The sequence below is a fragment of the Thermus albus genome, from assembly GCF_022760855.1.
Lineage (GTDB): Bacteria > Deinococcota > Deinococci > Deinococcales > Thermaceae > Thermus > Thermus albus.
The window spans coordinates 114,655-135,533 of sequence record NZ_JAKTNR010000005.1; the positions used below are offsets into that span (position 1 = coordinate 114,655).

At 63.5% G+C, this 20,879-nt stretch carries 25 protein-coding genes; 8 read left to right on the plus strand and 17 right to left on the minus strand.

Annotated features, from left to right (window positions below; genetic code table 11):
- Positions 1-33: 33 nt before the first annotated feature.
- Positions 34-1,359, minus strand: coding sequence for a S41 family peptidase (locus L0D18_RS07175; protein WP_243028197.1), 1,326 nt, complete (start codon positions 1,357-1,359; stop codon positions 34-36).
- A 77-nt stretch (positions 1,360-1,436) separates the two neighbouring features.
- On the opposite strand from L0D18_RS07175, the gene ftsE reads away from it, so the two are divergent.
- Positions 1,437-2,165, plus strand: coding sequence for a cell division ATP-binding protein FtsE (gene ftsE, locus L0D18_RS07180; protein WP_243028198.1), 729 nt, complete (start codon positions 1,437-1,439; stop codon positions 2,163-2,165).
- Positions 2,162-2,722, plus strand: coding sequence for a ribosome hibernation-promoting factor, HPF/YfiA family (gene hpf / locus L0D18_RS07185; protein ID WP_243028199.1), 561 nt, complete (start codon positions 2,162-2,164; stop codon positions 2,720-2,722). The genes ftsE and hpf overlap by 4 nt, the downstream gene beginning before the upstream one ends.
- A 9-nt stretch (positions 2,723-2,731) precedes the next feature.
- On the opposite strand, the gene L0D18_RS07190 is transcribed toward hpf, so the two are convergent.
- The 4 genes from L0D18_RS07190 to L0D18_RS07205 all read right to left on the minus strand — a co-directional run bounded on the left by L0D18_RS07190 (position 2,732) and on the right by L0D18_RS07205 (position 7,108).
- The gene (locus tag L0D18_RS07190; RefSeq protein WP_243028200.1) at positions 2,732-4,024 is read right to left on the minus strand and encodes a murein hydrolase activator EnvC family protein; all 1,293 of its coding nucleotides are present in this window, start codon (positions 4,022-4,024) and stop codon (positions 2,732-2,734) included.
- A gap of 1 nt (position 4,025) precedes the next feature.
- Positions 4,026-4,880 (minus strand): cell division protein FtsX, encoded by an 855-nt coding sequence (locus L0D18_RS07195; RefSeq protein ID WP_243028201.1) that lies wholly within the window; start codon positions 4,878-4,880, stop codon positions 4,026-4,028.
- Between the two features lie 75 nt (positions 4,881-4,955).
- Positions 4,956-6,050 carry a zinc-dependent alcohol dehydrogenase gene (locus L0D18_RS07200; RefSeq protein WP_243028202.1) on the minus strand — a complete coding sequence of 365 codons (1,095 nt, stop codon included), beginning with the start codon at positions 6,048-6,050 and terminating at the stop codon, positions 4,956-4,958.
- Positions 6,047-7,108, minus strand: a complete 1,062-nt coding sequence (locus tag L0D18_RS07205; RefSeq protein WP_243028203.1) for a class II aldolase/adducin family protein — start codon at positions 7,106-7,108, stop codon at positions 6,047-6,049. Before L0D18_RS07205 ends, L0D18_RS07200 begins: the two co-directional genes overlap by 4 nt.
- A gap of 44 nt (positions 7,109-7,152) precedes the next feature.
- Between L0D18_RS07205 and L0D18_RS07210 the strand changes: the two genes are divergently transcribed.
- Positions 7,153-8,127: a P1 family peptidase gene (locus L0D18_RS07210; protein WP_243028204.1), complete on the plus strand. Its 975-nt coding sequence runs from the start codon at positions 7,153-7,155 to the stop codon at positions 8,125-8,127.
- Here the strand turns inward: L0D18_RS07210 and L0D18_RS07215 are convergent, their stop codons facing one another.
- The 7 genes from L0D18_RS07215 to L0D18_RS07245 all read right to left on the minus strand — a co-directional run bounded on the left by L0D18_RS07215 (position 8,128) and on the right by L0D18_RS07245 (position 12,183).
- Complete coding sequence (locus tag L0D18_RS07215; RefSeq protein ID WP_243028205.1) at positions 8,128-9,147, minus strand: S1C family serine protease; 1,020 nt, start codon at positions 9,145-9,147, stop codon at positions 8,128-8,130. It abuts the gene before it with no gap.
- Positions 9,148-9,202: 55 nt separating this feature from the next.
- Positions 9,203-10,300, minus strand: coding sequence for a YwiC-like family protein (locus tag L0D18_RS07220; protein ID WP_243028206.1), 1,098 nt, complete (start codon positions 10,298-10,300; stop codon positions 9,203-9,205).
- Positions 10,301-10,331: 31 nt separating this feature from the next.
- Positions 10,332-10,709 (minus strand): hypothetical protein, encoded by a 378-nt coding sequence (locus L0D18_RS07225; protein WP_243028207.1) that lies wholly within the window; start codon positions 10,707-10,709, stop codon positions 10,332-10,334.
- On the minus strand, positions 10,706-11,002 hold the full coding sequence (locus tag L0D18_RS07230) for an AraC family ligand binding domain-containing protein (RefSeq protein WP_243028208.1): 297 nt from the start codon (positions 11,000-11,002) through the stop codon (positions 10,706-10,708). The genes L0D18_RS07225 and L0D18_RS07230 overlap by 4 nt, the downstream gene beginning before the upstream one ends.
- Positions 10,999-11,196: a DUF542 domain-containing protein gene (locus tag L0D18_RS07235; RefSeq protein ID WP_243028209.1), complete on the minus strand. Its 198-nt coding sequence runs from the start codon at positions 11,194-11,196 to the stop codon at positions 10,999-11,001. The genes L0D18_RS07230 and L0D18_RS07235 overlap by 4 nt, the downstream gene beginning before the upstream one ends.
- A gap of 47 nt (positions 11,197-11,243) precedes the next feature.
- Positions 11,244-11,669 (minus strand): RrF2 family transcriptional regulator, encoded by a 426-nt coding sequence (locus L0D18_RS07240; RefSeq protein ID WP_243028210.1) that lies wholly within the window; start codon positions 11,667-11,669, stop codon positions 11,244-11,246.
- Positions 11,670-11,775: 106 nt separating this feature from the next.
- The gene (locus tag L0D18_RS07245) at positions 11,776-12,183 is read right to left on the minus strand and encodes a YbaN family protein (protein WP_243028211.1); all 408 of its coding nucleotides are present in this window, start codon (positions 12,181-12,183) and stop codon (positions 11,776-11,778) included.
- A 356-nt stretch (positions 12,184-12,539) separates the two neighbouring features.
- Between L0D18_RS07245 and L0D18_RS07250 the strand changes: the two genes are divergently transcribed.
- The 5 genes from L0D18_RS07250 to L0D18_RS07270 all read left to right on the plus strand — a co-directional run bounded on the left by L0D18_RS07250 (position 12,540) and on the right by L0D18_RS07270 (position 18,011).
- Positions 12,540-13,205: a c-type cytochrome gene (locus L0D18_RS07250; RefSeq protein ID WP_243028212.1), complete on the plus strand. Its 666-nt coding sequence runs from the start codon at positions 12,540-12,542 to the stop codon at positions 13,203-13,205.
- 10 nt (positions 13,206-13,215) lie between these two features.
- On the plus strand, positions 13,216-14,646 hold the full coding sequence (locus L0D18_RS07255; protein ID WP_243028213.1) for a cbb3-type cytochrome c oxidase subunit I: 1,431 nt from the start codon (positions 13,216-13,218) through the stop codon (positions 14,644-14,646).
- A complete protein-coding gene (locus L0D18_RS07260; protein WP_243028214.1) occupies positions 14,639-14,935 on the plus strand; it encodes a hypothetical protein in 297 nt (98 codons plus the stop codon). Before L0D18_RS07255 ends, L0D18_RS07260 begins: the two co-directional genes overlap by 8 nt.
- Before the next feature lie 175 nt (positions 14,936-15,110).
- Entirely contained in the window at positions 15,111-16,721 is a 1,611-nt protein-coding gene (locus tag L0D18_RS07265; RefSeq protein ID WP_279232267.1) for a nitrite reductase, read from the plus strand.
- A 162-nt stretch (positions 16,722-16,883) separates the two neighbouring features.
- Positions 16,884-18,011 carry a TIGR04053 family radical SAM/SPASM domain-containing protein gene (locus L0D18_RS07270; RefSeq protein WP_243028216.1) on the plus strand — a complete coding sequence of 376 codons (1,128 nt, stop codon included), beginning with the start codon at positions 16,884-16,886 and terminating at the stop codon, positions 18,009-18,011.
- Between the two features lie 168 nt (positions 18,012-18,179).
- Here the strand turns inward: L0D18_RS07270 and L0D18_RS07275 are convergent, their stop codons facing one another.
- The 5 genes from L0D18_RS07275 to L0D18_RS07295 form a co-directional block, all read right to left on the minus strand.
- The gene (locus tag L0D18_RS07275) at positions 18,180-18,785 is read right to left on the minus strand and encodes a MarR family transcriptional regulator (protein ID WP_243028217.1); all 606 of its coding nucleotides are present in this window, start codon (positions 18,783-18,785) and stop codon (positions 18,180-18,182) included.
- A gap of 9 nt (positions 18,786-18,794) precedes the next feature.
- Entirely contained in the window at positions 18,795-19,295 is a 501-nt protein-coding gene (locus tag L0D18_RS07280) for a cytochrome P460 family protein (RefSeq protein WP_243028218.1), read from the minus strand.
- Positions 19,296-19,306: 11 nt separating this feature from the next.
- Entirely contained in the window at positions 19,307-19,888 is a 582-nt protein-coding gene (locus tag L0D18_RS07285) for a protoglobin domain-containing protein (protein ID WP_243028219.1), read from the minus strand.
- 85 nt (positions 19,889-19,973) lie between these two features.
- Positions 19,974-20,321 (minus strand): DUF488 domain-containing protein, encoded by a 348-nt coding sequence (locus tag L0D18_RS07290; protein ID WP_243028220.1) that lies wholly within the window; start codon positions 20,319-20,321, stop codon positions 19,974-19,976.
- Positions 20,312-20,707: a peroxiredoxin family protein gene (locus L0D18_RS07295; RefSeq protein ID WP_243028221.1), complete on the minus strand. Its 396-nt coding sequence runs from the start codon at positions 20,705-20,707 to the stop codon at positions 20,312-20,314. The genes L0D18_RS07290 and L0D18_RS07295 overlap by 10 nt, the downstream gene beginning before the upstream one ends.
- Between the last annotated feature and the right edge of the window lie 172 nt (positions 20,708-20,879).

Below are 20,879 nucleotides of genomic sequence, written 5' to 3' on the forward strand. Positions count from 1 at the left end.
CCGGGGAAAACCCGGCCCCTTGGCCTTTCCCGGCTAGCGGGTGGCGTTCAGCTCCTCCAGGGCCCGCTTGAGGATGGCGTCTTCCTCCAGGTTCAAAACCGCCTGCCCCCGCTCCTCGGGCAAGGGCCGCTGGCGCTGGGGCTCGGCGTAGGTGAACTTCCCCTCGGCATCGGCCTTGACCTTCACCGTCTTCCCGTTTAGGGTCACGGTGACCTCAGCCCCAGGAGGTGCCCCGGCTCCTTGCAAGGAGAAGGGGGTGGGGAAACGGGTGTCCTTGACCTCTATGTCGGGCTTCAGCCCCTCCTTGTTAATGGCCCGGCGCTTAGGGGTGAGCCATTCAAAGGTGACCAGGGTGAGCTCGCCGCCATTGGCCAAGGTGTAGGGCGTTTGGCCTACTCCTTTGCCGAAGGTCTTCTCCCCGATGACCTTGGCCCGGCCGTAGTCCTGGAGGGCCCCGGCCACGATCTCGCTGGCGGAAGCCGAGTTCCCGTTCACCAGGACCACCATGGGCCCATCCCAAAGGGGCTTCCCCGAGGCCTCGCACCAGACCCGGGTGAGGTTCTTGGTCCGGGTGTAGACGATGGGGCCTTCCTTCAAGAAGGCGCTGGCCACCGCACACCCCTGGTCCAGGAGGCCGCCCCCGTTATCCCGGAGGTCAAAGATGAGCTTCCTGATGCCCTGGGCCTTGAGCCCGTCTATGGCCTTCTTAAGCTGGTCCTCCACCTTGAAGTTGCCGAAGGTCTCCAGGGCCACATAGCCCACGTCCCCGATCCTGCCCGTGGAAACCGAGATGATCTCCACCTTTTCCCGGATGAGCTCAAAAACCAGGGGGGCGGGGGTCCCTTCCCGGCGCACCTTGATGGTGACCTTGGTTCCCTCCCGGCCCCGGATCCGGGCCACCACCTCCAAAAGGGGAAGACCCGTGACGTCCTCTCCGTCCACCTCGAGGATCACATCCCCGGCCCGCATCCCCGCCCGCTGGGCAGGCAGGCCCTTCATCACCCCTTCAATCTTGGCCCCGGTGCCGTCGGGATTGGCGGGGGAGAGGGTGGCCCCTATGCCGAAGAACTCGCCCCTTAGATCCTCCTGGCGGACGCTGGCCCGCTGGGGGGGAGAGTAGCTGGTAAAGGGGTCCTTAAGGGCGGAGACCATGCCCCCGATGGCCCCTTCAAGGAGGGCGTTGAGCTTATCGCGGGGGAGGTTTTCCAGGTAGTCCTGTTGGATCCTTTGGTAGACCTCCAACAGGGCCTGGCCGTTGGGGTTTTGCAGGAGGTTTTCCGCCTGAGGCCTTGGAAGCTGAGCGTATACCAGGGCCAGGACCACCCCGAGCCCTGCAATGAACCACGCGCGTTTTTTCATCTCTTCCCTCACCTAAGCTCCACTATAACGCCCCACCATGAGAAACAACCGTGGCCTGTCTTCCGTATAGTAAGGGCATGATCGCCTTCCACCGGGTGGGCCTGGAATACCCCCGCACGGGGACCAAGGCGCTTTACAACGTGAGCCTCGAGGTCAAGAAGGGGGAGTTCGTCTACGTGGTGGGCCACTCGGGGGCGGGGAAGTCCACCTTGCTTTCCCTGATCCTGCGCCGGCTCCTTCCCACCCAAGGAACGGTGTACTTTGGCGGACAGAACCTGAAGCTTCTCAAAGGGGACCAGGTGGCCCTTCACCGCCGCCGGATCGGCATGGTTTTCCAGGACCACCGCCTCCTTTCCGACATGACGGTGGAGGAGAACCTGGCCTTTGTGCTTAGGGTGCAAGGGGTTCCTCCTAAGGAGTGGGGGGAGCGCATCGCCACGGCCCTGCGACGGGTGGGGCTTTCCCACAAGAAAAGGGCCTTTCCCGAGGAGCTTTCCGTGGGCGAGGCCCAGCGGGTGGCCATCGCCCGGGCCTTGCTCCTGGACCCCCCGGTGATCCTGGCGGACGAGCCCACGGGGAACCTGGACCTGGAAAACGCCCTGCAGGTACTGGATATCCTTAAGGCCGCCCACGGACGGGGGGCCACGGTGCTGGTGGCCACCCATAGCCGCGAGCTCTTGGAGGCCTACCCGGCCCGGGTGGTGGTGTTGAAGGCGGGCCAGGTGGTGCGGGACGAACGTCCTGGGGAAGGTGGTAGCATAAGGGTAAGGGAAAGCCCTGACCGGGGCGGAAAGGAGGGTGTATGAACGTCTACAAACTCATCGGTCGCAACCTGGAGATCACCGACGCCATTCGGGACTACGTGGAAAGGAAGCTTTCCCGCCTGGACCGCTACCAGAATGGGGAGCTCATGGCCAAGGTGGTTCTTTCCTTGGCGGGCAGCAACCACGTGGCCCGCAAGGCCAAGGCCGAGGTGCAGGTGGACCTCCCCGGGGGGCTCGTCAGGGTGGAGGAGGAGGACCCTGACCTTTATGCAGCCATCGACCGCATGGTGGACCGGCTGGAAACCCAACTGAAGCGCTACAAGGAGCGGCGTTTCGTGGGCAAGCGGCACACCTACCAGGGGCCGCCACCTCCCGAGGTACGGGACCTCGAGGCCCTGCGCAAGCCCGAGGAGGAGGAAGGTCCTAAGATCGTGCGGGTCAAGCGCTTTGAGATGAAGCCCATGGACCCCGAGGAGGCCGCCTTCCAGATGGAGGCCTTGGGGCACGACTTCTTCGTGTTCCGTAACGCCAAGACCGACGAGATCAACGTCATCTACCGCCGCAAGGACGGCAACTACGGGCTTATTGAGCCCGCATAGCCAAGGTCTTCAGTAGTAGGCGGAGGGATCCACGAAGCGGGTCTCTCCGCCTAGGCGTACCGCCACCCTGAACTCCACTTCCTCCGGGCGGATGAGGAGGCCACCTCCCGTGTAGCCCAGAAGCTGTCCCTTTTGCACCCTCTGGCCTTCCTGCACCAAGGGTTCTTGCAGGTTGGTGTAGACGGTGGAAAGGGTTTCCGTGTGCACCAGCATCACCGTGTAGCCCAGGTTGGGCAGGTAGAGGACCCCGGCCACGTACCCGTCGGCGGCAGCCTGTACCGGGCTTCCCGGGGCGGGGCCCTGGATCACCTGGAAAGGCCCTTCCTGCCCATAGGGCACCAGGATTCTGCCTCCGGGCACGGGAAAGGCCAGCCGGCCCACGGTGGCGGGCAAGGGGGGAGGGGGTACCACCACGCTGGCCTGGCGGGGTGAGGGTGGGGTGGCCGCCTGGCGGCGCTCGGCCTCCTGCCTCCTCCTCTCCTCCTCCCGCCTTCGCCGCTCCTCCTCCTGGCGCTTAAGCTCCAAGAGGCGTTGCCGTTCCGCCAGCACCCTGGCCTGGAGGGCGGCCAGCTGGGCTTGCAGGCGTTGCCGTTCCGTCAGGGCATCCCGGAGAAGGGCCCTTTTGCCCTGCGCCTCCTGCCTTAGGCTGGCGAGGGTGGCCTCCAGCTCCCCCTTTTGCCCCTCGAGGGCCCTTTGGGTTTGGCCCAGGGCCTTCTCCTTGGCGGTGAGGTCGGCGAGGAGGAGGCCTAAGCGCTCCCGCTCTTCCCTTAGGGCCTTCAAGGTGGCCTGAAGGGTACGGACCAGCTCCGCATCCCGCTCCGAGATGTACCCCACCCAGCGGGCCCGCACCGCCAGGTCGGTGAAGGACTGGGCCCGGAGGAGGGGGAGGTAGCGGCCGGCCCTTTCCCGGTGCAGGCTTCGCATCAGGGCCTGGAGCCGCTCCTTTAGGCTTCCCAGGTCCCTTTCCAGCTTGGCGATACGCCCTTCCGTCTGGCCGATTTCCTCCTTCAACTGGGCGATCTGCCGGCTTAAGGCGGCGCGCTCCTTCTCCAATCGGGCGATCTCCCCCTCGAGGCGGGCTTTCTCCTTAAGCAGGTTCTCCACCCGGGTGGATAGGCGGGCAAGCTCCTGGTTTAGGAGGCGGATTCGCTTTTGGCTTTGCTCCTCCAGGGCCTTGGCCTGGCTCAGCTGGTCTTCCAGGTTGCGCACGGTGCGCTCCTGGGCAGGCACGTTCTGGGCCAAGACCCCTAGCAGGAAGCCTTGGCTTAGAACCAAGGGGAGGAGGATCCAGCGGAAGCCCATCCTAGACTTCCCTCAGATAGGCCCGGGTGGCCATGAAGGCCCCACCGGCCCCCAGGACCACCGCCAGGGCCAGGACCATGAGCCCCGTCTGTGAGAGGTCCTTGACCCCCAGCACGGGCAGAAAGGGAAGGAGCCCCTGGAGGGCCTGGGCCAGGCCCCGGTACAGGAGGCTGCCGAAAGCCACCGCCAGGAGGCTGGCCCCTAGGGTGAGCAGGATCCCTTCCACCACGAAGGGAGCCTGGATAAACCGCCGGGTGGCCCCCACCAGGAGCATGATGCCCAGGGCTTCCTTCCGGCTTTCCAGGGATAGGCGTATGGAGCCCATGACGCTGAAGAAGGTGTTGAGGAGAAGAAGGCCCACCAGGACCCCCATGGCCAAGCGGCTTCCAGACAGCACCTGGACCAGCCTTTCCGTTAGCTCGCCTCCGTACTCCACCCCCTCTACCCCCGGAAGCTTCCTGAGCCTTTCCGCCACCCTGCGCACCGCCTCCGGGTCCTTAAGCCTCAGGCGCAGGGTGTCGGGCAAAGGGTTCTCCACCAGGTCCTTGGCTTCGGCCAGATAGGGGTAGTCCAGAACCAGCTGGGCCAGGGCCTCCTCCCTGCTCTGAAGCCGCACCTCCCCCACTTCGGGCCAGCCCTGGATCTCGCTGAGGATGGCTTCCACATCGGCCCCTTTTTGCAGGAAGGCCGCCACTTCCAGTTCCCTCTCGAGGGTATGCACTACCCGCTCCAAGTTCCATAGGACAAGGCCCAGAAAGTAAAGGAGGGCGAAGGAGACGAGGGCGGTAAAAAAGGTGGCGAGACTGGCCGTAGGATGACGGAGGATCTGCCGCAGGCCCTCGCGGAAGGCGTACATGGCTACCATCTTACGTGTCTTTACGGATGAAAAGCTTTAGCCATGGAGCGTGGCGGCCATGGGGAAAGGCTCCTTTTAGGAGATGGCTGGCCGGAAGAGGGCCTTTCCCTTGGCGGCAAGGGCTTGGGGCCAGGCCTCGAGGGGAAAGATGCCCCCGATGAGTTCCTCCAACCCCTTTAGCTCCGAGAGGAGGCCCACCGCCTGGGCGAACTCCTCTGGGCTATAGGTGTAGCTTCCCACCAAACCCACCTCCTTGAACCAGAAGGGGGAGAGGTCGGCCCATTCCAGGCCCGGAGCACCCAGAAGGAGGACCCGGCCCCCCTCTTGGGCCAGGGCCAGGGCCTGGCGGAAGCCGAGGCCGCTGCCCGAGGCCTCTATGACCGCCTCGTATCCCCCCCGGTGGCCCTCAAAGAGGAGGTAGCGGTACCGCTTGGCCCGGGCCGTGAGAGCCTCCTTGGCGCTGGGGAAAACCGCTTCCGCCCCGAAGGCCTTGGCCCTTTCCCCCTGGTGGGGATGCTTGGCCACCGCGTAAACCTTCCCGGTAAACCCCAAGGCCCTTAGGGCCCTCAGGGCCAAAAGCCCCAGGGTTCCCATCCCCAGGATCAGGACCTCTTCCGGCCAAGGGCGAAGCCTCTTAAGGCCCCGCACCACCACGGCCAGGGGCTCGGTAAGCACGGCCCGTTTCTCAGGGACGCCATCGGGAATGGGGTAAAGCCTTTCGGGCCTGGCCAGCACCCACTCCCCCCACCCTCCGGGCAGGTCCCGGTTGTAGCCCAGCATCCCAGGGGCCAGGGGTCCCTCGGCCACGTTCTGGCATAACCCCTCCTCCCCCTTAAGGCACTGGGGGCAGGGAGGCAGGCCGCGGTCCTTGCAGGTGAGGAGAGGGTTCACCGCCACCAGGCTCCCCTCCGCCTCCCCCAGGATCTCGTGGCCCAGGACGGCGGGAAAGGAGAAGAAGGGGCTAATGGATGGGGGGCTTTTCCCGTAGAGGAGGGAAAGGTCGGAGCCGCAGACCCCGCTGAGCCGCACCTTGACCTTTAGGAAGCCTGGCCGTTCAGGAAGGGGCACACGGGCTAGGCGGAGGGGTAGAAGGCTCTTGGGAAAGCGTTTGCCCAAGGCCCGGGCTGCCAAGAAGCGGGGCAGGGAAGGAGTGTAGACGAGGGCCTTCATGACATGGGCACGGTGCGGATGAGCCTGCCCTCGATCCTTTCCATGATCTCGTCCAGGCTCCGCCCGGTGATGGTGAGGCCGTGGTTTTTGAGACCCACCACCGCCCGGGTGGGGTCAGGGGCCTCCCGCACCTTCTCCGCCACCGCCTGGGCCAGCTCGTAGGTGCCGCAGGGGTAGTTGAAGGAGGTGGCGGGCACCCCTGCCATCCAGGCGTGCACGTGCAGGATGGCCCCCACCCCCGGGTGCTCCCGGTAGATCATCCAGTGCTCAATGGCGTCCACGCTCACGCGCCTGGGTTCCACGTGGGGAGGCACGGAGAGGAGGATGGCGTTTTGCTCGGGGTCGTAGTCCTTCACCATGAGGATGTCGCGGCCGATCTCCTTGAGGTTGGCCTTGTCCACGCCGCTTGCCGACATCCAGAAGCGGCGCTCGTCCTTGCGTACGGAGAGGTTGCCGTAGGAAAGCCCGCCGATACCGTAGAGGCGCTTCACGTGGCGGAGGTCCTCGGGGGAAAGGATTTCCTCAATGGGGAAGGGGGCGGGAAGAAGGTCCCACTCCTTGAGTTTTTTCCCCGCCCGGTACATGCTTTCCGTAAGTTCATCCCCTTGCCAGAGTTCGGGCTCCAGGTCGGTGTGGAAGACGTTGTTGATGACCAGGCGGCTACAGGCGATGGGCCTTAGACGCGCGGCCACCCGCGCAAAAAACCCCTCGCCGTTGGGCTCATCGTAGTGGCCTAGCTCCAGGGTGAGGAACTTGACCCCTTGGCTGGGCACGTAGGCCAGGAGAACGTTGGAGAGGGCACGGACCAGGAAAGGGTAGAGGTCTTTCAGAGGGTCTTGGGGGAAAGCGGGAAGCTCCAGCACCGAGGCCACAAAGGTGGCCTGGGCCCTTCGCCGGTAGGGGCGAGGGTTCTCCGGGGAAATGGCGTTCAGCACCAGATTGGGGGCCTCGGATTTCGGGTTGTAGCGAAAACCCAGGGCTTCCAGGGCCTCCCCAAGACCCTCTAGAAGGGCTTGGATGTTGGGGGAAGGCTCGCCGTGGATCAGGTACTCCCACATACTCCCTCCTTGTTCTGCCCTTCAGCCTAATCCATACTGGCCTTATGGCGGAAGCCTTGTGGGGCAAAGGGGCCCTTCTTTCGGGGATTCGGATAGGGCATTTCACCGACCTCGAGGCCCTGACCGGCGCCACCGTGGTCCTGGTGGAGGAAGGGGCGGTAGGGGCGGTGGACGTGCGGGGGGCAGCCCCCGGCACCCGGGAGACGGACCTTCTCCTGCCGGAAAACACCGTGGAAAGGGTGCATGCCGTCCTCCTCACCGGGGGAAGCGCCTTTGGCCTGAGGGCGGCGGATGGGGTCGTGCGCTACCTGGCGGAAAGGAAAAGGGGCTTTCCCACCCCGGGGGGCGTGGTGCCCATCGTGCCTGCCGCGGTCCTCTACGACCTGGGCCGGGGAAAAGTCCACCGCCCGCCGGGGACGGAAGCCGGCTACCAGGCGGCCCTGGCTGCGGGGGAAGTGGTGGAGGAAGGGGGCGTGGGAGCGGGCACCGGGGCCGTGGCGGGCGGGGTAAAGGGCGGGGTGGGTCTAGCGGGGTACCTTCTGGAAGAGGGCTACCGGGTCATGGCCCTGGTGGCGGTGAACAGCCTGGGCCGTCCTTTTGACCCTCTTACGGGAAGGCTTTACGGGGAAGACCTTTTGGCGGAAGGGGAGAGGGCCTTGCTCCCGGATCGTTCCCGTTACCGGGGAAACCCGGAGGACTACCGCTTTCCCTTTCTCCTCGGCCAGAACACCACCTTGGCGGTGGTGGCCACGGACGCTCCCCTAAGCAAGGCCCAGGCCAGGAGGCTTGCCATCATGGCCCAGGACGGGATCGCCAGGGCTATTCGCCCTGCGCACACCCCCTTTGACGGAGACGTGGTCTTCGCCTTGGCCTTGGGGGAAGGGAAAGGAGTGGACCCTTACACCCTTTTGCGCCTGGGGGCCCACGCCGCCGATGCCGTAGCCCGGGCCATCGCCCGGGCGGTGCTCCTTTCGGGAAGCGCACCGGGGATACCCGCTTACCGGGAACTCGTGGCTTGACTACCGCCCGGGAAAGGGGGCGAGCTCCACTTCCACCTGGAAGACCTCCCCGCCCCGGCGCACGGTGAGAAGGACCCGGTCCCCCACCTGGTGGCGGCGCACCTCCCTAAGGAGCTCCTCAAAGCTGTTCACCGGGGTGCGGTTCACCTCGAGGATCACATCGGGCACCCCTCCTGATTCCAGGCCTTTAAGCCCGGCTCGGTGGGCGGCCCCGCCCAGCACCACCTCCCCCGCCAGCACCCCCCCTGGGGGCAGGCCCAGCTCCCTTGCCAGCTCTGGGGTAAGGGCCCTGGGGCCCCTTAGGCCCAGGTACGGCCAGTGGCTTCTTTGACCCTGCTCGAGCCCGGCTAGGACCAGGCCCCGGTCCAGAAGGGGTGTGAAGAAACTCCTAAAGCCCTCCTCCGTCTGGCCGATGGCCACCGCTATGCCCACCGCTTTCCCCTCGAGGTCCACCACCGGCCCCCCCGAGTCCCCCGGGGAGAGGGGCAGACTGGTCTCCACCAGGCCCTGGGGCAGGAAGGGGGAGGGGTCTACGGAAACTTTGGTGATGCGCCCGTAACGGGGGGCGATGAACTGGCCTCGTCCGTTGCCGATGTGCAAGACGGCCTCTCCCACTTGAAGGTGCCTTGTCGTTTCCAGGGGAAGAAGGGCAGGGGCCTGGGCCTCCGTGGCCAGGACCGCCAGGTCCAGGGGCTCGGCGAAGCCCAAAAGGGTGGCCGTGGCCCGCTTGCGGTTGGCAAGCACCAGGGTGTAGGGCCCTCCCTCCGCCACCACGTGGTAGGCGGTGAGGACCAGGCCTTCCCGGTAGAAGAACCCTGTGCCCCGGCTTCCTTCGGGACCGTCTATGCGCAAGACGGCGGGGTGGGCCTTGGCATACACCTCCTGTAAGCGTTCTGGGGGCGCCTGGGCTAGCTCATAGGTGGCTGGCTGCGATGCCGCCTCAAGCCTGGGTGGATGGCTCCAAAGCCCGTAGAGGGCCAGGGCCAGGGGAAGGAGGAGGACACCCCACCTGTTCCTCATGCGTCCATTTTCCCGCGATGGGGATGGGGGAGGGTGCCCTCTTCCACCATTCCCCTCAGTGCCATAGGAGCAAAAGCCCCAAGACTAGAAAGCCTATTCCAGGCCAGGGGTAGGGTTTCTTCAGGAGGAGGTGGAGGAGGACCACCCCTGTGATGGCCAGGATGGGGTGGGGAAGGGGCTTCCAAACGAAGGCTAGGTAGAGGAGGCCCAGGAGGGCATTCAGGTCATAGAGGCCCACCAAGATGCGGATGGGCCTACCCGCTTCCCTTCGCCAAAGAAGATAGAGACCCGAAAGAAAAGCAAACCCCACCAAGGCCCACCCCAGAAGCCGGTGCAGGGCTGGTACCCCAAGGAGGAGGGTGGGAAGGCCCTGGAGGGTGTAACCGAGGGCGGTGGCCAGGACCAGCAAAAGCCCAAACCCCATCTGGGTCCAGCCGATAATCCTGGCCTCCACCGGGGGCCTGAGGAGGGCCAGGCTGCCATAGAGGGCCAGAAGGCAAAGGGCGAGGGAGGCGCTAGGGGGAAGGAGCCCCTGGCCTTGGAGGAAGAAAGCGAGGAAGGCGCTGGACCAAAGGGCGATGTAGGCGGGGTAGCGCTTTGGGCTTATGCCTCGGGTCCTCAGCACCTGGGTGCGGGCGTAGTAGAGGGCGGCTAGGTCCCTGAAGGCCAGGGCGAGAAAGCTCCCCAAAGCGATCTCCGGCCCCAAGCCTCCCGCCAGGACCCCTGCTGGGGCCAAGGAGGCCATGGCGAAAGCAGCGGCTATTTCGGGGAAAAGTTCGCGGGAACGGTTTTGCGTATCCGCCCAGAGCATGTAGGCCCCTAAGGGCAAGGCCAAAAGTAAGGGAACGAGGAAGGGTCCTTGGGCGGTGAAGGCGGTGAGGAGTAGGCCCAGGAGGGCCAAGGCCAGGTAAATCCCACCCACCCTGAGGGCCAAGCGGGTGCGGGGGTAGCGCTTCCCCTTCCTAAGGTCCTGGTAGACCAGCTTCAAGGGATGCCGGGCTAGGAAGCCGAAGAGTCCTAAGAGGCCAAGCCCGAGGGTGTGGGGGCCTGGGGAGAGGAGGAGGCCCAGGAGGATGGGCTCCAGGGTAAACCCCCAGCCCCCGTGCTCCGTGGGCAGGGCTACCGATTTAAGGGGGATGCTGGCCGTGCGCATAGGCTTCCCACAGGTAAGCCTTATAGGCTCCTTAGCTCCAGAGTACCTCCAACATCAAGAGGGCAAAGAGGGCGCTAGCCAAGGCCGAGAGGGTAGCGAAGAGCCCCCAGATGGGGGCTTCTAGCCCCAGGCCCCAGGCCAAGGCCATACCCAAAAGCCCTAGGTTGGCCAGGAACACCTGGAAGAGGGCGAGCCCTGGCCTGCGGAAGACTACCCCCCGAAACCGGGGCAGGGCGTGGTAGGCTACCCCATAGATCATAAGGCTCACGAAGCCCAGTAGCTGCATGTGGGCGTGGGCGGGCCGCCAGGTGAAGGGCAGCGCGCCGAGGCCAAGGAAGAGGCCCACCAAGTTGGCGGCTAGGAACCAGAGGAGGGCCGTGGTGAGGGCCAGCCGGCTTGCCGGGATCATGGTCTTGGGGTGATGATGCCAAGCACCAAAAAGGTTTCTTCCCCAGCCCTAGCGCCGTGGGCCTCCCCAGGTTCTGCGGCCACGAGGGTGCCGGGGGTGGCGGGGAAGGTCCGTTCCCCAGCCCATAGGGTACCCTGGCCCTCGAGGCAAAGCAGGTGCACCCTTGGCTCCCCTTTGCCCCGTACCTCCTGCCCCTTTTGCAGGCTGAAGAGGACCAGGCGCACTTCCGGGTGGTCGGCTAGGAGTTCCACCCCGCGGATCTCGCCGTAGTGGGCTTTCTGGATAAGGTTCATTCCTGCCCTCCCAAAAAGGCTAGAAGTGCCTTCAGCACCTCTTCGGGCTTTTTCCCCGCTTGGCGGGCGGCCTCTTCCAGGGAATCGGCCCCGCCGCAGCAGGTATCTATACCCATCTCGTTAAGCAGCTTTACCGCTTCCGGATGGCGTTGGAGGACCTCGTTTACCGTACTCCTCAAGGTGAGTTCCACCATACCCCTTTATGCTGGGCGCCTAGGGGGTTAGTTCGCCATGACCTGGGTCAAGTGGCCTGGGTGGACTTAGGCAAATGATCCTTCAAGGTAAAGCCCGCCAGGGCCTGGCGGATCTCTTGGTTCATGCGCACCAGGCTGGGCTTGAGGTAGCAGAACCCTCGCCTTTCCTCCGTGGGGCAACGCTTCAGGGTGGTGCAGGGATCTATGACCACCGGGCCGGAGAGGCTTTCCATCACCTGAAGGAGGGTGATCTCCTCCGGGGGAACCTTGAGCCATGCCCCTCCCGCCCGGCCCATGCGGCTTTCCACCAGGCCTGCTTTGGCCAGCTTGGAAAGGACCTTGGCCATAAAGGCAGGGGGAGCTTTGAGCTTGAGGGCGATCTCCGCGGCGCTAAGCCCAGGCTCTTCCGCTAGGAGCAAAAGCGCATGAAGGGCGTAGGATTCCTCGCGCCTTAAGAGGCTTCGCATCGGCATGGTTACATGGTAAGCCCCAGGGGATTTACCCCTGGGGTGGTCGGAAGGATCCATTTCTGTGGCTTGGGGAGAGCCGATGGTTATAGGTGGATGTCCCGATAGGCCTTTAACCCTTTAGGGAGTCTTGGCCTTTTGGGCCTTCCTGGTGGACCACCGGCATTAGGGTGGGTACCCGTCTCCAGATGAAATACACGCCGTAGGCGATGAGGAGGAGCACGGCCACCTGGCCTAAGATGTGGGGGAGACCATAGACGCTTATGCCCGCTGCCCCCAAGGCCAAGGCCGTGGCCCAAATCTTGGTTTTCTTAGGGATGCCCCGGCCTTCCCTATAGTTTTTTACCAGGGGACCCACCTGGGGCAGGGAGAGGAGCCAGGCCTCGAGGCGGGGGTGGCTTCGGGAGAAGAGATAGGCTGCGACCAGAAAAAAAGGAGTAGAGGGGAGGATGGGAAGGAGAGCCCCCAGGAAACCCAACCCGGTGAAGAGCAAGCCCATGACCAAGAAGGCTAGCCTCATGATACCTCATGATATTACCTGATCCCCGGGCTTAAGGCAGTTCTCCTAGAAGACGAAAGAGGGTTTATGAATGGACTGCCTCTGGCCTGCGGGAGAGGGAACGCGCGTGCTGGCATGATGCGGGGGCCCTAGATCCGAACCCTTAGCCACCCCAAGTGGGGCCAGGGAAACGAAAACACGCGTATTGATGAGCCTTTAAGCCAGTGGACCCATCCTCAATAACCCCGAGATACCGGTCTAAAGCCTCTGGGCGCCCTTGGAGGAATCCCCTGGGGACATTTGCCCTTGACCTAGGTCATGGAAACTGCGTGTGGGGTATCCGAGTTTATGAGTTGGAGGTGAAAGGAGGTTAGGGTATGGAGATCGGCTGGATAGAAACCACCATTGGGGCCCTCTTCGCCACCGTGGTCCTCACCTTATGGCTTTCCCGGGGGTCCGGGTGGCTGGAGCCCCGCTTTTGGCGTAATGCGGCCGTGGTCAGCTCCTTGATCATGACCGGGATCCTGGTTTATCTGACCATTGACTCCCTGAACCAGATCCGGGAGGGCTCGGCTAGGGTGCCGGCCTATACCGTGATCAACAAGGCCATTGGCCTCAAACGGGACTATGAGAAGCGACGGGATATCCCGGTCATAGGGGAAGAGGTGGGGTTTTTCGGCAAGGTCTGGAGCGAGCAAGAGGCTTACGCCCTGGTGAACAAGGGTAAGATGACTCTGCAGAGCCGCAACTGCATGGACTGCCACACCCTCTTGGGCAACGGGGCCTATTTCGCCCCGGACCTCACCCGTGCTTGGTTGGACCCCAAATGGGAGAGCATGGTCAAGGGCATGACCGGGAAGGCCACCAAGGAAGAGGCTATGGCGGAATGGCTCCAGCATCCGGACCGCTACCCCACCTTTGTCCGCCGGATGCCCAACTTAGGCTTGAGCGAGGAGGAGGCCAAAGCCTTGGTGGCCTTCTTAAAGTGGATGTCGGCCATAGACACCAACGGGTTCCCGGACCGGTTCGCCGGGGTGGAATAGGAGGTGCCCCATGACCCAGGCTTTACCGCAAGGAAAGCTTTACGAGTCCCAGAAGTTGGCCCTTTGGTATTTCTGGGTGGCCTTGGCCCTGTTTGGGGCCCAGGTCCTTTTCGGTTTGCTGGCGGCTTGGCAGTACCTGGATCCCAATTTTCTCTACGGCAAGCTCAACTTCATGACCAACCGGATGCTCCACATCAACGCCATGATCGTCTGGCTTCTTTTGGGCTTTATGGGATCGGTGTATTGGTTTTTGCCCATGGAGCTGGGGCGCGAGGTGGTGGGTATCCGGCTTGCCCGCTTTGCCTTCGTCACCCTCATCGCCGCGGTGGGCATCGTGGTATTGGTCTACCTCCTGGTCCAGTATGGGCCGGGCAACGCCTTTACCCTGTGGTTCATCACCGAGGGGCGGGAGTACATAGAAGCCCCCCGCTGGGCCGATTTCGGTATCGTGGCGGTGATGGTCATCTTCCTTTACAACGTGGTGGCTACAGCCCTTAAGGCCCAGCGCATCACCGGGGTAGCTGCCGTCCTTATGTTTGACCTGGTGGCCCTGGCCGGGCTCTATATGGCGGGCATGCAATACACCCCCAACGTCTCCATGGACCAGTACTTCTGGTGGTGGGTGGTGCACCTTTGGGTGGAGGCCACCTGGGAGGTGCTGGTGGGGTCCATCATGGCCATGGCCCTGATGCACCTTTTGGGAACCCCTAGGCGCATTGTGGAAACCTGGCTTTACCTCGAGGTGGCCCTGGTCTTCGGCACCGGGATCCTAGGTCTAGGGCACCACTACTTCTGGATCGGCACCCCGGAGTACTGGCTGGGCCTGGGTGGTTTCTTCAGCGCCTTGGAGCCCATTCCCCTGGTGGCCATGGTGGTCCATGCGGTCTACGACGCCGGGGTGCACCGCATGCAGACCGTGAACCAGCCCGCCCTCTTCTGGGCCATTGCCCAGGCCTTCGGCAACTTCATCGGCGCCGGGGTTTGGGGGTTCATGCAGACCCTGCCCCAGATCAACCTTTACTCCCACGGTACCCAGCTGGCTGCAGCCCACGGACACCTGGCCTTCTTCGGGGCCTACGTCACCGCCATCCTGACGGTGATCTATATGGCCCTACACCAGGTGAGGCGGCCTGACCTGCCCCGCTTTGACTCCAAGCTCTGGAAGTGGGCTTTTGTGCTGATGGTCATCGGTATCTTCGGCATGTCCGCGGCCATGACCATCGCCGGCTTCACCCAGACCATGGTGGAACGGGCCATCGGGGGCAGCACCTGGCAGGCTTACATGGACGCTCAGCAGCACCCCTGGTTCCAAAACGGCATGGTCTGGCGCTTCGTCTTTGGGGTTTTCTTCCTGGTGAGCTACCTGGTTCTCCTCTGGGACCTGGTCACCATCGGCAGGGGCGAGGCCAAGGTGGCCAAGGAGGTGGGGGCCCATGACTAGCGAGGCGGTGCGGGACCTGATGCTCTATGGGATGCTCATGGTTTCCGCCGCGGGTTTCTACGCCATGTTCTACGCCCTGGGGCGGATGCTAAGGAGGCCTTCCATCGTCGCCTTTTCCTACCTCTTTGCCGCCTTGCAGGCCCTCGGGGCTTTGGGCATGATCCTGCCGCCCCATCTGGACCCATTCTGGAAGTATTTGATCGCCTTTAGCTCGGTGGTGTACCTCTTCATCCCCCAGGGGATGTGGTGGGTGGTGACCACCTTCCACGAGAGGGAGCACGCTGCCTAGCCTTCCCCTCCTGCGGCCGGGCTCCTAAGGGGGTCCGGCTTTGGGGTTCTATGTGGGAAGTTTTGTGGGGACTTTAGGGGTAGGGCATTTATACCTTACATCAGTCGCGGGACATCTTCACCTTGACACAGCTTACTCGGATAGCGTCATCCTAATTTTGACGGAGGTGAGAGGTATGAGCAGGAGGTGGGCTTTATTAGGTGTGTTGATTGTGGGTGCCTTGGCCTTGGCCCAGGCTCCCGCACCCCTTAGCCCGGGGGAGAGGGAGCAGGCGGCAAAGATTTACTTTGACCGCTGCGCCGGGTGCCACGGGGTGTTGCGCAAGGGGGCTACGGGTCCGGCCCTGGATCCCAAGAAGATGGCGGAAAAGGGCCTGGAGTATTTGAAGGCGGTGATATTTGGGGGCTTGCCCAGAGGGATGCCCGACTGGGGGCGGCAGGGAATCCTGAGCGAGAAGGATACGGAGCTCGTGGCCCGCTTCCTTTTAGAGGAACCTCCTGCGCCACCCATTCCTACCTACGAGGAGATAAAGAAGACCTGGAAGGTGCATGTGCCCCCGGAGAAGCGGCCCATTCGCCCCCTCCATGGGCGTAACTGGCAAAACTTCTTCGGCCAAGTGCTACGGGATACCGGTCAGGTGGCCATCATCGATGGGGATAAGAAGGAGCTGGTCACCATTGTGCCCACGGGTTTTGCCACCCACATCCTGCGGTCCTCGGCCACGGGCCGGTATTTTATGGCCATCGGACGGGACGGTAAGGCTAGCCTCATAGACCTCTGGATGGACCCGCCCCAGGTGGTGGCCGAGTCCAAGCCTTGCCTGGATGCCCGTTCCATTGAGTCCAGCAAGTTTAAGGGCTACGAGGACAAGTACGCGGTGGTAGGGTGCTACTGGCCGCCTACCATGGTGGTCCTGGACGGGCTGACCCTCGAGCCCCTTAAGATGGTCTCCACCATGTCTTATGCCAAGGGGGCTGGGGAGTTTGTTACGGAGGCCCGGGTAGCGGCCATCGTGGCTAGCCATTTCAACCCCGAGTGGATCGTGAACCTCAAGGAGTCCGGCCAGACCTGGCTAGTGGACTATTCGCACCTGGACAAGAAGGGCCGGCCCATGCCTATTACGATGATTGACACAGAGCTTTTCCTCCATGACGGGGGCTGGGCCTTGAAGCGCTATTTCATCGTAGCGGCCAATGCGCTCAACAAGCTCATCGTTATAGATACCAAGACCCGGGAGTTCGTGGCCGAGGTGGAGGCCGGGGTAAGGCCCCACCCGGGCCGGGGCTCCAACTGGGAGCACCCCACCTACGGGCCGGTTTGGGCCACGGGGAATATCGGTAGCCCCGAGGTTACCGTGCTGGGCGTGGATCCCGAGAAGCATCCCCAGTACGCCTGGAAGGTGGTCAAGCGGATCACCCTGCCCTACACCGGTACCCTTTTCATCAAGGCCCATCCCAATAGCCCCTGGGTCCTCGTGGACTTCCCCATGAGCCCAAGCCCCCAGGCTGCGGCTAGCCTCTGCGCCATAGATAAGCGCAAGCTGGAGGTGGCCAAATGCTGGGAAGTGCCGGGGGCTCAGGAGCTTAAGGCCCGCATGGTGCACCCTGAATTCAACAAGGGGGGTACCGAGATCTGGGTTTCCGCCTGGGGCTCCAAGGACACGCCCACCTTCATCGTGGTTTACGACGCTCTGACCCTTAAGGAGAAAACCCGTATCACCGGGGACTGGGTGCGCACTCCCACGGGAAAGTTCAACGTGTACAATACCGCTTACGATATCTACTGAACCCTTCAGCCAAAAGAAGGGGGAGGGCCTAGGCCCTCCCCCTAGCCCCCAAGTGCCGGGTACCGGTTCGGACCCTCGCGAAGAGGCTTCGGCTGCGCCTGGCCCTCATTCCTTGATCTGGGTCATGGCCCGGTAACCCCGCTTCCCGGTTAACCTGTTTCCATGGAACGTCCGGAGTTTGCCCAGTACCCCTATCTGGTGGCCTGGGAGGTGACCAACGCCTGCCTTCTCGCCTGCCGCCACTGCCGGGCCTCGGCTATGCCTCACCCCCTGCCCGGGGAACTTTCTACGGAGGAGGGCTTAAGGCTCATAGAAGAAGTCGCCACCTACCGCCCCAAGCCCCTTCTCCTCCTCACCGGGGGGGATCCTTTGGCCCGTTCCGACCTGCCCCTCCTCATTCAAGCGGCCCGGGAGTTAGGCCTCAAGGTGGGCCTCACCCCGGCGGCTACCCCCCTCCTTACCCGTGAGCGGGTATTCCTGCTCAAGGAGGCGGGGGTGACCCGCCTGGCCCTTTCCCTGGACGGGGCAAGCCGCCAAAGCCACGATGCTTTCAGGGGAGAGGAAGGCACCTTTGCCCGTACCCTTGCGGCTTTGGACTGGGCCAAGGAGGCGGGGCTCCCCACCCAGGTGAACACCACCGTCACCCGGGAGAACTGGCCGGAGATAAAGGCCTTGCCCGATCTCCTGGCGGAGAAGGGCGTGGTTCTTTGGAGTCTATTTTTTCTGGTCCCGGTAGGGCGCGGGGCTCTTTTGCGCCAGCTTACCGCCCGGCAGTTTGAGGAGGTTCTCCACTGGCTCTACGACGTCTCCCGGACCTATCCCTTCCACGTGAAGACCACCGAGGCCCATCACTTCCGCCGGGTGGTGCTGCAAAGGCGCAAGGAGGAGGGGCAAGGAGACCGGGCTTTGGCGGCCGGGGAGAGCCTTCACCAGGAGTACTTTCAGGATGGCATGGAGCATTCCCGCCTGGGGGTTACCGACGGCAATGGCTTTGTCTTTGTTTCGGCTACCGGGGATGTGGCCCCCTCGGGGTTCTTGCCGATATATGCCGGAAACATCCGGGAGAAACCCCTTCTGGCCATCTACCGGGAAAGCCCTCTTTTCCAAGAACTCCGCAACAAGGACTTGCTGAAGGGGAAGTGCGGGGTCTGCGAGTACCGCTATGTGTGCGGGGGAAGCCGGGCCAGGGCCTATGCGGAAACCGGCGACCACCTGGCCAGTGAGCCCCGGTGCGCCTACGTGCCCCCCGCTTGGCTGGGGAGGGTCGGGAAGGCGCCTGCGGTGGGGTGATACCACCCCACCCTGGCCCAAGCCAGGGTGGGGGCCCCGGAAAACGCCTTGGGGTGGCCGAGAACTCGGGGGAACTCAGGGAAGGATATACGGGAAAGGGGTATGATACCGCTCCACCCTGACCTGGCCTTAGCCAGGTCAGGGCATAGCGCGAAACGGCATGAAGGCCTAGGCGGGGGCGTGGTCCGGACAGGAAAGGCGGAGGTCCCAAGGCTCCAGGGCTAGGCCCAAAAGCGCGCAAAAGAAACCCTCTTCTTGCCCGCGCCCGTGTGTTTGCCCTTGGGGCGCAGCATCCCGCCGCAGGTGGCGGCAGGTGAGGCAAAGACCTGTCTCGGGCACCGTCCCTCGGAGCACCAGCCTCGCCAGAAGCTCCATTAGCCCTAAAAGCAGCTCCTCTTGGTGGGGTACTTGGGTGAGGGCCTGGCGCAAGGGGCCTGCGTAGGCCTTTAGGGCGCGGACCAGGCTAAGCCCTTCTTCCGTGGGTTTTAAGATCCAGCGCCGGCCATCCCGCTCGTCCTTGGACCGGGTTAACAGGCCTTTGTCCTCCAGGCTGCTTAGGGCCTCGCTCACCGTGGCGGGGGTGAGGGAGAGCAGCTCGGCCAAGGCCACCACCCCATGGGGCCTCTCGGAAAGGTGCAGGAGAAGCTGGGCTTGCAAAGCGGTGAGGCCCAGGCGGAAGGCCTGCCGGGTGAGGAGGGCCCGCTCCACCTGGGCCACGCGCTCTAGAAGGGCGAGGAGCTTTTCCTGGCGGCGTTCCCCTTGCGAAGCCTCCACCCTTTCATCTTAAGGTCGGAAACCGCTAAAGACAAAGTCGGTGTTGGCCGCCCCTTGGTGGCAGGTGTGGCAGGAGGCGGGGTTTATGCTTAAGGGCTTCTTGTCGGGTCCGAAGGCGTAATACCCCCAACCTCCCGTGGTGGCGTATCGCTCCGGGTCCTTGACCATTACCCCGATGAGCTTCCTGGGGCCTTCTTGCAGGGCGTTTCCTTCCTCCTTGACTTCGAGGAGGTCAAAGACGATGACCGTGCCCTTGGGGAAGGGGTCCTTTTTGCCCTCCAGGTAGGTCTTTAGCCCAACCTGGTTCACATAGATGTGGTGCAGGCCGCCGAAGCTCTGGAAAAGGGGATGGCCGGGCTTGAGCTCCATGCTCTTCACGTGGGTCCAGAGGCGGTAGCCCTCCGGGTAGGGAAAGGGGGGCTGGGCTTGGCCCCCGCCGTACTGGTACTGGGCCAGGACCCATAGACCTAAGGCCACAAGGCCGAGGAGAACCGGTACCTTCGCCCGCATATGTTACCTCCTTAAAAATCCCCTTCCTTGGTGTAGGGGTGGCTCCAGAGGGCCACCTGGAGGACGACGGCCTTAAACCAGGCCTGGTGCATTCTCTCCACCACCTCCGGCGGGTGGCCCTTCCTGGCCAAAAAGGGCTTTAGGGTGGCGGTGATGGGGTAGATGAAGGCGATGAGGTAGCGCAAGGGTACCTGGGGCACGGAGTCCACCTTATCCGTCTGGTTCTTCTTAGTGCGGTGGTGGCGAAGCCCGATCTCCTCCTGGTAGCGGAGCCAGTCCTCATCATGGGGGCGGAAGCAGGTGTCCAGGATCCACTGGCCGAAGCGTTTTCGCACTCTTTCCAGATACTCGGGGATGGGCTTACCGTCGGGACCGGTGAAGTAGTGGAGGAGATGGGGGTGGCTGCCCACGAATCCGTACCAGAGGTCCAAGACCTCCTCCACCTGGTCCTTGAGGACCTCGCCCGCTTGCCTTAGGGCTTCCTCGTCCTCCGCGCTCCACATAAGGGCGGTCTTGAGCTGGTTTAGCTCTTCCGGGCTCAGAGGGGAGGGAGCCAGGTCTGGGTCGCCATAGCGGTAACCGGGAATCTCCATGGACGCCTCCTTAGGACTGCTAAATAATACCCCGACAACCTGGCCCTGTCAAGGGGCCAAGCCGGTTAAGGGTCAAAGGGGAGGTTTATGGCTCCTGACCCAGGATCTCCAGCAGGGCCCTTGCGTTGTTGTAGCGTTCTTCCCTGGCGCCGAAGAGGAGGGTCACGGTCTTTTCCCGGCTCAGGGCTTTAAGGCGCTCCAAGTCGGGGTTGCCTTCCAGTTCCTTTCGGTAGCGGCGGAGGAACTCCGCATACCTTTGGGGGTCGTGGGCGAAGAAGCGGCGGAGAGCGTCGGAGGGAGCAAGTTCCTTGGCCCACCAGTCTATCCGGGCCTTTTCCTTGCTAAGCCCCCGGGGCCAGAGGCGGTCCACCAAAACCCGCACCCCGTCCTCTGGTGCGGGGGGCTCGTAGACCCGCTTCACCTTCAAAGCCATTCCGCCTCCGGCAGGACGCACTCCGGGCACTGTGACCCGACAAAGCGCACCCACTCTAAGATCTCCCCCGCGTCCCGCACCGGGCCCAGGTGGTAGACCTCCAGAAAGGCGTCGGCGATCAAGGCGCCCTGTTCTGGGATAACCTGGATCAGCTTCCCTTCGGGGTCCAGAAGGAGGGGCAAGGGGCTTTCCCGAACCTCTTGGGAAAGAAGATAGGCTTGGGCCTCGAGGGCGGAAAGCTCCTCCTGTCGCGTGGCCAGGGCCCGGGCTAGATCCGGCTGGCGCAGGAGAACCAGGATCTTCCCTTTAAGTTCCGGCAGGTATACCTTCTGACCCCCTGGGGTGCGGAGGGCGTATGGGGGTAAGGGTTTTCTCACGTAGACCATAGCCCTAGTTTCCTCCTCCTTTGGGCTCCGGAGTGTGATGCCGAGCAAGGAGCTTATCCCCCGAAGCGCTCCTTAGGGGCGCAGGTGGAAGTTGGCCTGGCGGCAAACCCCTTGATCCCGGTCATGGACGAGGGGTAGGCGAGGGGGCAGGCTGGGGCTTGGAGGTGTCTAT